Below are 12,209 nucleotides of genomic sequence, written 5' to 3'. Positions count from 1 at the left end.
AGCGGAAGGTCTGAACTGCCATGACACCCGAATTTCCTTTCGTAAGCGGAGCGTTTGAACTCACCGGCTGCAAGGTACCGTATTTCATGCTAACGATGGCTGCAGATGAAGCGATAGGGAATCTGCACGTGGCACGTGAATTGATTTTCGATCCTGCCGAAATCGTGTTAGAAGAATTGTTCCAGCGCGACATTGATGATCTCAGAGTCAAGTCGGAAATTGCCCCATATCTAATGCGTCAAGGAGAGCTCAAGTTTTTTAGCGCGCTTGTCGTGGTGCTGTTGCCGCATCAAAGGAACCAACTGAAAACGAAGTATTCAGTTCGGCGGGAAGGCAATAAGGATGAGCTGGAAGGGGTCAAAATTAGATATGCGAAAAGGGAGAGTAGTACAGGGGAAAAAACGGCAACTAGCTATGGCACAATTCGATGGGACGTTAATGAATTGAAAGCGATTGTTGTCGACGGACAACACAGGTATTCTGCACTAAAGTCTCTAGCGGATGTCGCCCCAGAAAACCTGAAAGATGTTTCGATTCCAGTAGTACTACTGCTCTTAGATTCATCGATAGGATTCAAGACGGACAATGCAAACTTACTATCAAGTGTCAGGAAGATATTTATTGACTTAAACCGACAAGCCAAAACCGTTAGCGAAACACGTAATGTTTTGCTAGACGATCGTGATCCGGCAGCAGTGCTTACTCGGACATTGATGGAACGAAGAGTGAGACCTGACGAACAAACTCTTGAGCAGCGCCTTGCAATTGGAAGCCTCCCACTTGCGCTGGTTGACTGGTATTCGGATAGTCTAAGATTCGATAAGGGTATTCATCTAACATCTTTGCTGGCACTGTACAAAACTGTTGCTGAATTCTTAGACATTCCCAAACTCGACCATTATGATTACGACAAGGCCCAAGATTGGTTGCGTCACTTTAAGCAGCTTGACAATAGCTTAAATTTTGATGGCGCAGTAAGTGACGCCAGGAAAAACAACCTTCCGATTTATCTTGGATGGACTGAGCTTGAGCAACTCCAGCGATGGTTTGTATCGTCGTGGGGCCCGGCATTATCAAAAGTTCTTACTTCGACTGCTCCCTATAGGTCTTTTATTGAAAAACTTCGAAAGCTCCGAATACTCGATGGAAGCCTTGAGTGCTGGGCGGCGATGGATCGTCACGGCAAGAAAGCGTTCGCGGAATCCTTCGGTTCCGGACATAACTTCACTCAGCTAGAGAAAGTCATTAGTGCGGAGAAATCAGACGACCTGGCTTTTCAGCTGGTTTTTCAAAAAGCAATACTGACTGTATAGCGACAACTAGATTTGCCGGCTGACGCCAACTAGAAGTTCCGGTTTGGGGGTTTGGGTGTTGGTAGTTTGGGGCGTGTGTGCGGGTTAAGGCGAGCCTGCCGACGACAATTAGAATTACCGGTTTCGATCTGTTGGTGGACAATCGTAACTCTCTTGTAGAAGGAGAGTTACGTGATTCAGGATCGTCAAGTTAAGAAGCTGCATCGTCTTTTGTCGTCTGGCAAGACCTTGGTCGAATCAGCGCTAAGGACAGGGATGAGTGAGCGTACTGCAAGGAAGTATCGAAGCATGGAACAGCTGCCAAGTGAAACGCGAATGCCGCGGGCTTACCGAACTCGGCAGGATCCTCTGGAGTCGGTATGGCCGTCGATTGAGGAGCGGTTAGTTGAGAGCCCTGGGCTTCAGGCGAAAACGCTGCTGGAGTGGTTGTGCCGCGAGCATCCGGACGATTTTGACCAGAGCCACCTTCGCACGTTACAGCGACGGATCAAGCAGTGGCGTGGCAGCTCGGGTCCTGCCAAAGAAGTGTACTTTTCCCAGGTGCATCATCCAGGTGACCTGAGTGCCTCCGACTTTAGCGACATGAGCGGCTTGGATGTGACGATTGCTGGTCAGCACTATGCCCACATGGTCTATCACTTCGTGCTGACGTACTCGAATTGGGAAGCGATAACCGTATGCTACTCAGAGAGTTTTGAAAGCCTGAGTGAAGGGCTGCAGAACGCCCTGCATCGGCTTGGCGGTGTGCCCCGCCGCCATCGCACCGACCGGCTCAGCGCAGCGGTTAACAACCAGTGTGATCGACGCGAGTTCACTGGGCGATATCAAGCCTTGATGGAGCACTATCGCGTGAAGATTGAGAAGACTCAGCCACGCTGCCCGAACGAAAACGGTGATGTCGAATCATCGCACCGCGGTTTCAAGACAGCGGTCGACCAAGCCTTGATGTTGCGTGGCAGTCGAGAGTTCTCAAACGCCCAGAGTTACGAGGAGTTTCTTCAGTCGTTGGTAACCAGTCGCAATATGTCGCGCAGCAAGCGTGCGGCAGAAGACGTCGCACAGTTGCGAGGCCTTCCGACGAGTCGGCTCGAGAGCGTTCGTAAAGAGCGTGTACGCGTGCGTACCGGCAGCCTGATCCAAGTTAGTCGGAATACGTATTCGGTGCACAGTCGGCTGATCGGTGAAGAGGTCGAAGCTCGTATCTACATGGATCACATTGAGATCTGGTACGCACAGAAATGTGTTGATAGTTTTCCGCGTCTTCGAGGTCGCGACAAGCAACTGATCAACTACCGCCATATTATCGACTGGCTCGTACGCAAGCCGGGCGCGTTTGAGAATTACCGTTACCAAGACGAGCTATTCCCAACAACGAATTTCCGGATGGCCTACGACGCGTTGCGTGAGCGTCACGACGCACGTCGTTCGGCCAAGGAATACTTAGCCATTTTGCATTTGGCTGCCCGCGAGAGCGAATCACAAGTCGATGACGTACTGCGTGAGCTGCTGGCCGGCACGAAATCGCTCAGCTCGCTGCAGGTCCAACTACTTGTTCGCTCGGACTCCAGGCAGCTAGCAAGTGTGACGGACGTAGATGTCGAGCCAGTAAACCTGTCGAGCTTCGATAGTTTGCTGGACGAGACTGACAGTTGGTACAGCGACACGGGAGTGGACGAAGCCGTGAATGCGGTAGAAGTAACCGGCGAACTGCGGCAGGCATTGCGATGCTGTGAACAAGTTGTTGATAGTCAGGATGTTTTTTTAACTTATGCCAAGGAGGGCAGTGATGAAGGCCAAGGATACGAAGGAATTGTTGACCGACCAGCTACGCGAGCTCCGCTTACCGGAATTCCGGGAGAACTACGAGCCTGTAGCCCGACGAGCCGAACAGCAGAGCCTAAGCTACGAGCAATACTTGCAGGAGTTGGCGTCGCTGGAATGCCAGACTCGCCAGACGAATCGCATCGAGTCGGCACTCCGCAAGAGCCGTCTTCCACTGGAGAAGACGCTGGAGAGTTTCGATCTGAAGCGTCTACCGACGAAAGTGTCTCGGCAGGTGCGTAGCCTGCTCGAGGGCTCCTTCGTCGATCGCTGCGAAAACGTGCTCGCGTTCGGTAAGCCGGGTAGCGGAAAGACGCATTTACTGAGTTCAATTTCGCAGGAATTGATTCGCCAGGGCCGGCGGGTGTACTTCAGCAGTTGCAGCCTGTTGGTTCAAGACTTACTGATCGCCAAGCGGGACCTTAAGCTAAGCCGCGTATTGAAGAGCCTCGGTCGTTTCGACGCTCTAATGATCGACGATATCGGTTATGTGCAGCAGAGTCGCGAGGAGATGGAAGTGCTCTTCACGTTACTCGCCGACCGCTACGAACGCAGCAGCGTTATGCTGACAAGCAATCTCCCGTTCGGCAAGTGGGAGCAGATCTTCAAAGATCCGATGACCACGGCGGCTGCCATCGACCGCTTGGTCCACCACAGTGTAATCCTCGAATTGAACGCTGAAAGCTACCGCCTGGCCCAAGCCAAGCAGTCCAAGCAGGCAGACGGTTAGGAACCACTAGGCTAGCCCAGTCGACGCCGTAGCTGCCGAGTTGCTCGTTCGCCTACGGCTCACTTCACAACTCGGCAGCTACGGCAAATCCCAATACTCGATAGGAACTTCTAGTTGTCGCTAAAGCGCAGAGGTAGTTGTCGCCGAACAACTGACAGCATTCGTTGAAATGTGCAGAGTCCAGATGACCGAAAATGATCCGATTACTCCGAACGAGTACGCCAATGTTTGGGCAGAACTTTTTAACGAAAGGGTTGGCTATATTTCTCGGCTGCGTTGTTTTTGGACTGGGTTCTTGGTTCGCGATGACGACACTCTCAACGTAACTCGAACTGCGGAAAAGTCAGTCGTTTCTTTCTTGATTTACACTCTCCTCGCACCTTATGAAGATTGGCGTGGGCGCTCCCCAGAGGAAGTAAAAATGCTAGCAACGGAGTATATCCACGAAATCTTTGAACTCAAAAGCATTCGAGGTCTAGTGGGCTGGCAGAAACTTAAGAAGACGTATAGTCCGTCCTGGCGTTCGCTGGTTCGAAAGCATTTGCAAGAGACAGCTGGAATTTACGGGGAAGGTGAATCCCTCAAGTGTTCAAAATTCATGGCGGAAAAGCTTGTTGAGTCCCTGGAACGCGCCGCGCCAGAGGAGCTGGTCCTGGAAATTGATGACCCGCTAGAAAAACTGTGTGAATAGGTGCACCGAGAAAACAATCTGCGACTAGAGTTTCGACTTACAATCGCAATTCCCAGCCATCAGAGCTGCATATCTAGCAAATCGAGAAGTGGGTCGCGAACATCTTCGGTGGCGGAGTCATCCGACTTCAAGCAATCAATTTCGTCAATGGCTGTGAGCATTAGGTCGCGGATACTGCTTTCATCATCGCGACGCTCAGCTAACCATTTGAACCCAGCATGTGCGAAACGGTCGAGCAACGACAATCTCTCAACCACCCGTTCTTCGGATATTAGGTCGAGCTGGTACGACAGAGATTGATCGATCGTTAAATGCTCAATATCCATAGTTGTCATTGCAACTGTAATCGCAATCTCTTTGCCACCATTAGCAGCAAGTAAAGTATGATCCTTGATCAATGTGTTATCCTTCGTCGTCTTAGGCATCGAATCGACCGCTGTCGGGTTGTTCAAAGCAATTGCGATGGAAGCGGCAAACACGTACGCGTCTCGCTGGTCTTTAAAAGGGCCGGTCTTGGTAGCGCCTGCGATTGAGGCAACCTTCCCCGACGTGATGAGAGCATCAAGCATATCGCGATGTTCCGCATAGATTGTTACGTTAGCCATGTAGAATTCTCTCCTAATTAAGTGACGCAATACGGGTTCGAGCGGGCAAAGCATCCGCATTGTTGACGCTGTAAACATAATCCTTTCCGCTCCAAGTCACTTTTCGATTAGATGCAGTGCTTGATGTCAGTTCCATAACGTATGCTTTGCCTACCTTGTCTGCGATTCGCTCCCAGACGGTGACTGACTTTGCAGAGACGGGAACGATGATCTGTGGTAGCAGGTTTGGAAGCGCATCGACGACTTCGATCTCGTATTCCTCGTCCAACGGACTGGTGGGGGCGTCAAGAACAACAGGAAATCCAGTTCGCTTAGACGTTGCAACGGTGCCGGTCATTGAAAGTTGTTGATTGTGCTTTGCGATGTCTTCGTAGTGAGGCGCCAGCCGAGCGATCGCACCAAGAAAGGCTATAAGCAAAAGCACTTTCTCTGATTGCGAAAGCGGGACCGTTTCGCGACTATCAGTGAGCTGCACCCGAATGCTGAAATCCGTATCAACCTTAATTGTGAACGGTTTAGCGATCAGGTCGGAGTAAGTTTTGTTGATCGCTTTCTCGAAGTCTTCCCGGCCGAAATCTTCAAGTCCTTGGCGCGCCGAGTCAAAGTAACCTTTGGCATGTTGCAAAATTTCGATGGCAATGGTTTTCTGCTTATGTTCGTCCGACTTACCAGACTTTTCCTTATAGTTTTTGAACGTTTCATCCCGTGACTTCTTCGCTGAGTCCACGAGTGAATCGATCCTGGCGAGTTCATTGTCAATTGTATCTACACGGTTCTGAGCGTTGATCGCGATTTCAACCGGGCTTCTGCCATCCGCCGGTCGCTCTATATTTGCTTCTGCAATGAACTTGTCGAGATCCATTCTCGCTTGCCGTTGGAGCCCATTACTGACCGTAATACAAGATCGGGCTACTGCTGCGAGAATCTTAAAATTGGCATCTTTCGCTGGAGATGGTATTTCGAGTTCAGTTGCGAGTTTTTCAATTTCTCCGCGTAGCCGATCAACTTCCGATTCTCTTCGCACCAGATACTGCTTCAACATTGAGCGCGCTTCCAAACCGCGGACTGCGATTTGAGCATCACCCACGCGGTCTCTCAGCATCTGGATGCGTTCTCTTGTTTGGATTGTGAGAGGAGTTCTGCACAGAGTGCACTGTCCTGTTTCCAGCGTTTTTTCAAGAACCGACTCATGAATACGTGGAGGCATCAGGCCAGCCGTTTCGGCGAGATCCAGCCTCCGAATTGCTGATTCGCACGCGTACTGTGCCAAATGAAGGTGGGAGCTCCTCGATAAATCCATATAGATAGAATCAGCTCGCTGAACAAGTTCTTTGGCTGCGTCGACCGACTTATTGAGGCGGTCATTCTGTAGGCTCCATTTCTGGATTTCCTTTGGATCGTATCGCTCAGCTTCAGACTTCGCCTTCGCTGCCTGCTTTGTCGCCGTCGAGAGTAAGTTCGGCAACTCATCCTTGCGTGACTCGATCGCATTGAGGTCCGCCTCCGCTTGTTCATACTGATGTCGCGCGGAATCGACAGCCTCTTGCCCGTGCCCCCTTTTGGGTGGCTTTAACGTATTGCTGTTAATTGCGTCGCGGATGTCTTGGCTTGCATTCTGATAGATGTCGCCAGAGAGCAGCGACCGGATTGCCCTGCCCACATCAAACGATGTTCCCTCTCTGCCATTGTCCCCCTTCAACACGCTTGCTGTGCTGAAGGTCTCAGCCGGGAAGAAGAACAAGTCCTTTAACGGCTTGGGAAGGATGCGATGAATATCGGCTTCGACCGCGCGCTCGCCGTTTCGCGTAACGACCAAGTCGTTATCCGCCGTCAATTGTCGCTGTGCGTTAGTGGATCGTCGAACGCTATATTCGTCTTCCTCATGTTGCAGTCGAATCTCAACGAATGCATCCGCCGATTTGTCGAGCTCCGCTGCTGCAAGATTCACCAAGCGATCCGTGTGATCGAAGCCCTCAGTGAATTCACCATATATCGCCCAAGTGAAGGCGTTCAGTAGTGCCGTTTTGCCAGCACCGTTGGGGCCCAGCAGTAACGTTACGGGGCGTTCTGGATCAACGGAAAACTCGATCTCATGCTGACCTTGGAAAGATCGCCAGTTTCTCATTCTCAGTGAGATAAACTTCATGATGTCGCTTCTTTGCGTTTGGCTGCTTGCAACGCTGCAGTTGCAAATTCATCTGGAAGATTGCTGCGGTCACTGAAACGCTTATGATGTTCGGCCGTAACGACCTTTTTCACAATATCCTTCGCTTCTGGTGATAGCTCGCTCGCGAGCTTCTTCATTCGTTCTTGGAAAGCGCTCATGGTATCCACTCCTGCATTGGTTCTTGGCCTGAAAGTTCCATCCAAGTGTATTTCTCTGGATCAAGTTGATAATGATAGGCCCACTCGCGAATGTCGAACAGCACCTCGCGGTTCCGCGCGGCGTCGGCCAACTCCGCAGAACGTGATAACTCTGCTCCAATTAACGTTTTCTCAGATTCAAGATTCACCCCGTTAGTAAGTGGCGGCAAAACGATGAAATCGTAGATCACAGCATGAGACTTCGGACTATTCGGGTCGCGTCGGAGCAGGCGACCGCGTCGCTGAACAAATTGTCGAGGGTTTTGAGTTGAAGCTGTGATAATTCCGACGCGCACTGATGGAATATCCACACCTTCGTCCAAGCACTTCATGGCCAATAGTGCCTGAATGTCGCCGCGTGCAAGACTCTGTTGAAGCGCCTCGCGCTGATCCGAGCTTGTTTCGCCGTAATAGCGTGCTACCTTCATGTCGAACTCATTTCGCAGCAATTGTTCGACTTGGTCGAGCTGGCCTAGATCGCTCTCAGGATGACGTCCTTCGGCAACGTAGATGATTTGGTGCGTTTGATCCTTCAAGCCTGACCGCATTAGCTCCCGAAGCCGGCTCAGCTTATTAATTGCATGTTGTTTTAATCGGTTTCGAAATCGGATGAGCTTCTCCGCAGTTTGCAGATCATTACCAGCATACGCAGCAGCGATTCTTGCCGATAGCTTTCGATATTCGCCTGCTTCGTCGAATGTTAGGTCGATTCTTATAGGGTAGTAGTCATACTCGACGAGGGTTTTGTACGTATAAATCGCATCCTTAATGTCAATGGTAACAACGGGGTCACCGAAGTATCGAAGCAAGGCTGCAGTCCCCTCTTCATCACCATAGCGTTTGGGAGTTGCGGACAACCCGAGCGTGAAGCTTGGAGCCTTCGGTAACGCATCTATTCTATCCTGAGTACCAAGAGAATGCATTTCGTCGCCAATCACCAGCAACGATCCATTGTGACGGGCAAGTTGGCGCTGAAGAAAATGATCGGATGGATTCGACCTACCCAGAGGAGTTAGACTGCCAGCCGTCGTGATGACCATCTCTGAACGCTGTGCATGGGCAGAACGAACAGCAGAGAAAGCCGCTTTCAAAGCATCCTGTTCGGCTTTGTTGAGATTACCGTGACAGACAACGGGACGAAAGCCGAACCATTCCGCGTTCTTCCTCCACTGGTGTACCAAATCGATCAACGGAACTATCACCAAAATCAGTAGTGGGCGATGGTTTGTTGCCGCATGTAATGAAGCCTGTGTTGCTCCCGCTAAAGCCGTAATCGTCTTGCCAGTTCCCGTTGCCATTGCAAATATGCCTCGGCCACCGGCTACAAGCCATTTATTTACTGCGTTCCGCTGGTAATCGTGAAGCTCTAACTTCTCAGGAAGCCGCGGAACTAGGGATATTCTTTCAAAGGGTAAATTCACAAGAACGTCGGCCTCCTCAATCGGCGGAAGGAACGTCCGACGAAATTGTTTTTTAACGCTGTATTGTACCTTCGGCTCGCGTACACCGAAACTAAGCTGCATCGGATCTTCAATCCATTCATTTACGGTCCAAGTCTTGACACCATCTATTTGTTCATTCCAAACATCATTGATGCGATCACGTTCCTCCTCCGCGTAGGCCTTTTGATCTTCGCTTGCCCAACTGCGGTGTAACGGAAACGATTCTGAATGTTTGCATGCACCACCAACGGTTTCATTAGGGCTGCCCGAGAATGACATCCAATTACCAGCTAAGTCGGTGAATACTCCAATCTTTTCATGAAACAGCGAGTAGTGGTCCGCATGCTCACGAAGTGCGATCCTAATTTCGAGGCGTCCTGAAGCGACCATCCATGTCAATAATTTGAGACGGTCCAGCTGAACCGCGCTGGGAATTGAGCGGTAAATCTCTGACTGCAAATCGTCTTGTAGCTTCGCCTTGAATAATTCCCCCTTACCCATTGCCTCCAAATCTTCATCGCTCAGGTTTGCCGGCGATGTAATCAAACGCATGGTACCGCCGTTCGAGACAAATGTATCCAACGCGGGTGAGATTGCGGCGAGCAGCGACGATGAGAAAAATCCAACTGCACGGTCGTATTGGTGACTGCGAATTAATGCGGGTGAGTAGAAACCGTCAATTAGATTGTCCGGCGGCGAGTTATAGCGACGCTTCCATTTCGGATCCCACGATGTTAGGAGCTCAGGCACCTAGAATTCTCCGAGTAGATCAAGCAATGGATCGTTTACTTCGAGTTTCAAATCCTCGCGGTTGCGAGTACAGTCTTCGTCATCAATGGAAGTTGATGGAAGCGATTTCAACTCACCATAGTCCTTAAACAGTTTCTGCTCGTCTACTATCGCAATCCCTTCTCTACTCGGGATTAGAAATACGGTGTCGCCAGCCTTGTAGCCTTGCGTCAGGAGGAATTCACTAATTCGTCCAACGTCGACCAAACGATTCAAATTGTGAGGGCGCCAAATTAGACTTGCGTGAGACTCGCAACCATCAATCGAAACAACTAAATTGTCTCCAGGTCTCAAACCATTCGCGTACGCAACATCAAAATTGACACCGAGTGAATAGCCATTGAAGTGACGCTGATGAACGAGCGACCGATAAGCCCACCGGTCGCCTATGCGGACAGCATCTCTGCAATTCTCGGGATTTCGAGGCGTATATTCTTCAATGCCTGCTCGACGAACAATGCCATTCTCGACTTTGAATGCTGTGGATGCGAGGTAGGCCCGTACGGATCCTTCCGCCACATTAAACTGCGATGGGATCTCGCTGAGCAAAATGTGAATAGGTACTGAGCCGCTGTAGGCGTCAATCCGTTGTTCGATCTCTCCAACGATTCCGTCGTAAACATCATCAATCCACCCATGAAATCCCCAACGATAGCGATCCGCTCTAACGACACCATCCAAATTCGCAAGAATGCTTCCAACACACTCGGCAGGATGCCCAATTAAATCCGCAATCTCTTCCTTAGTTGAAGAGCGACCAACATGTCTCAAGGCGGCAGCAACTTGGCATCGCAAAGTGTTTTTATTAGTCCATATCCCAAAGTAGTTACCGAGCCCAAGCTCTTCCCTTAGAAAATCATCGCGGTCAGTGTGGGAAAGGAATAATTCTTCACAGTGAGATTCGAGTGTATCTCGATCGAGGACCCCGTAGGAGTCTGCTCGTTCAATTGATAGATTACGCAATGTGCAGACTGATTCTTCGAGTGACTTGTGATAAAGCCACGCTCCAGCCGTTTGCCAGGGACCGAACACTTCAGCTAAGAATCCAGTCAAAATTTCTCTGTGGCTGCTCTGTTTTACTATTGCTAATGTGATTTCGTGGAATAGATTTTTTCGAACAACATAGTGAGTTAGGGAAACGAAAGCCTGCTTTCCTATTCCCTTTAAAGTTTCTCCAAACTGCCGCTTCAGTCGCTCGCTCGCCTTTACTTCGATTTGTCTCACACGCTCTCTTGTAATATTCCAACGCGATGCAATTTCTTCGAGGGTGTCTGGAATACCAATCCGAAAAGTCCTGCAACGAAAAATATCAAGTACGCGATCATCAAGCCTATTGATATATGCATCAAACTCGCATTCTGGTAGTTCAACACCAAGATGTCGAGCTAGCTGTTCAATAGAAACGCCTGTCTTCTCGCCGCCAATCGCGCCCCCTGTGTCACGGGAACCACGTAAAGCAGAAGAAGAAAGAAATGCAAGAATTGTGGTCCGCCAAAAGTTTGGCTTTGTTGCTGGTGAGTTGGAGAATTTCTTTTTCTCTACTCCAAGCGTCTGAACGCCAATCCCAATTGGCGATTGCACCAATGCGATGTTGCTGCATTCAAACTCTCTTCCCAGCCGCATTCCTGGGACCTCTGCTGCGTAAGATTCAATCGTCGCCGCTGCATTTGCAAACAGTAGCTCAAGCTCTTTTGCGTCTTGAAACCGCATTGCATCTGCGAGTCGTAGTAGGCGGTCAATAGCTATCTCGCACATACTCGGATGGGCGATGTTCAGCCCCGGGCACATCTCAGCAGCAATTGTTGCGATTTCACTCCGCGAAATAGCTGAATCTGGCCAGGGATGACAAGCAAGTGTAATGGCAGAAACAACCGTCTTCGGGTAACGCGATGTTAATCCCAAAGCAAGTGCAAGCGAATCACGAATCGCCTCATGGATTCCGACATTCTCTGACTCGCCGCACAAATTGGAGTTAGCATCTCCTTCCGTTCTAGCAATGTAGAATGGAGTTCCGGAGTCGCCATCGGTGAACTGCGTAGTCACCAGTTCGGCAAAAACCCTAGAGAGAGGACTGGCAGATACGACAATCGGCAAATGGCTGCGATCTGGCGATCCGATCGGTGGCTGATACTGATCTGCGATTACAGGTTCAGAGGCCTGACCGTCAGTGAGGGAAGCATTTTTTGCAACCGTATATTCAGATAGTTTGACCAACTTATTAGTGGGCAGAATGTTAGGTTTCGGCGACACCAGCGAAATGGCTGAGATGTCAACATCCGACGCAACACAAAACCAAGTTCCGTCGCGATATTCGAACGGAGCTTGACACTTCGGGCATTTCCCCGCCTTGGCTGTTGAAGATACGTTCGCAGGAATGCGGAGCTTCTTCCCGCATACACAATCTAATCGCTGCGTTTCGCTTACTTCAGACAACGTTCACCCTAACTCGCTAGA

Annotated in this window: 8 protein-coding genes and 1 pseudogene; 4 read left to right on the top strand and 5 right to left on the bottom strand. The window is 50.2% G+C overall.

Going from position 1 to position 12,209, the window contains the following annotated elements; translation table 11 throughout:
* Positions 1-20: 20 nt before the first annotated feature.
* The 4 genes and pseudogenes from Q31a_RS13545 (at position 21) to Q31a_RS13530 (ending at position 4,555) form a co-directional block, all read left to right on the top strand.
* Positions 21-1,313: a DGQHR domain-containing protein gene (locus Q31a_RS13545; RefSeq protein WP_145078521.1), complete on the top strand. Its 1,293-nt coding sequence runs from the start codon at positions 21-23 to the stop codon at positions 1,311-1,313.
* Between the two features lie 171 nt (positions 1,314-1,484).
* Positions 1,485-2,588, top strand: a pseudogene (istA, locus tag Q31a_RS30830) (IS21 family transposase); the annotation flags it as partial.
* A 493-nt stretch (positions 2,589-3,081) separates the two neighbouring features.
* Complete coding sequence (istB, locus tag Q31a_RS13535; protein WP_315851662.1) at positions 3,082-3,864, top strand: IS21-like element helper ATPase IstB; 783 nt, start codon at positions 3,082-3,084, stop codon at positions 3,862-3,864.
* 184 nt (positions 3,865-4,048) lie between these two features.
* On the top strand, positions 4,049-4,555 hold the full coding sequence (locus Q31a_RS13530) for a hypothetical protein (RefSeq protein ID WP_145078514.1): 507 nt from the start codon (positions 4,049-4,051) through the stop codon (positions 4,553-4,555).
* Positions 4,556-4,614: 59 nt separating this feature from the next.
* Here Q31a_RS13530 and Q31a_RS13525 read toward each other — a convergent pair whose 3' ends face one another.
* From Q31a_RS13525 to Q31a_RS13505, 5 genes are read right to left on the bottom strand one after another with little or no spacing between them, the layout of a single operon-like run.
* The gene (locus tag Q31a_RS13525; RefSeq protein WP_145078511.1) at positions 4,615-5,160 is read right to left on the bottom strand and encodes a hypothetical protein; all 546 of its coding nucleotides are present in this window, start codon (positions 5,158-5,160) and stop codon (positions 4,615-4,617) included.
* A 13-nt stretch (positions 5,161-5,173) separates the two neighbouring features.
* Entirely contained in the window at positions 5,174-7,306 is a 2,133-nt protein-coding gene (locus Q31a_RS13520; RefSeq protein ID WP_145078508.1) for an AAA family ATPase, read from the bottom strand.
* Entirely contained in the window at positions 7,303-7,485 is a 183-nt protein-coding gene (locus tag Q31a_RS13515) for a hypothetical protein (protein ID WP_145078505.1), read from the bottom strand. Before Q31a_RS13515 ends, Q31a_RS13520 begins: the two co-directional genes overlap by 4 nt.
* Positions 7,482-9,716, bottom strand: a complete 2,235-nt coding sequence (locus tag Q31a_RS13510; RefSeq protein ID WP_145078502.1) for a helicase-related protein — start codon at positions 9,714-9,716, stop codon at positions 7,482-7,484. The genes Q31a_RS13515 and Q31a_RS13510 overlap by 4 nt, the downstream gene beginning before the upstream one ends.
* On the bottom strand, positions 9,717-12,188 hold the full coding sequence (locus tag Q31a_RS13505; protein WP_145078499.1) for a sigma factor-like helix-turn-helix DNA-binding protein: 2,472 nt from the start codon (positions 12,186-12,188) through the stop codon (positions 9,717-9,719).
* Between the last annotated feature and the right edge of the window lie 21 nt (positions 12,189-12,209).

The sequence above is a fragment of the Aureliella helgolandensis genome (assembly GCF_007752135.1).
Lineage (GTDB): Bacteria > Planctomycetota > Planctomycetia > Pirellulales > Pirellulaceae > Aureliella > Aureliella helgolandensis.
Note: the sequence above shows the minus strand (reverse complement) of the source record. Positions and strands in the feature narration are given on the sequence as shown.

Excerpts from the sequence above, each read along its gene's own strand:
- Q31a_RS13515 (WP_145078505.1), bottom strand. The coding sequence starts at position 7,485 with ATGAGCGCTTTCCAAGAACGAATGAAGAAGCTCGCGAGCGAGCTATCA.
- Q31a_RS13520 (WP_145078508.1), bottom strand. The coding sequence starts at position 7,306 with ATGAAGTTTATCTCACTGAGAATGAGAAACTGGCGATCTTTCCAAGGT.
- Q31a_RS13545 (WP_145078521.1), top strand. The coding sequence starts at position 21 with ATGACACCCGAATTTCCTTTCGTAAGCGGAGCGTTTGAACTCACCGGC.
- Q31a_RS13530 (WP_145078514.1), top strand. The coding sequence starts at position 4,049 with ATGACCGAAAATGATCCGATTACTCCGAACGAGTACGCCAATGTTTGG.
- istB (WP_315851662.1), top strand. The coding sequence starts at position 3,082 with ATGCCAAGGAGGGCAGTGATGAAGGCCAAGGATACGAAGGAATTGTTG.
- Q31a_RS13525 (WP_145078511.1), bottom strand. The coding sequence starts at position 5,160 with ATGGCTAACGTAACAATCTATGCGGAACATCGCGATATGCTTGATGCT.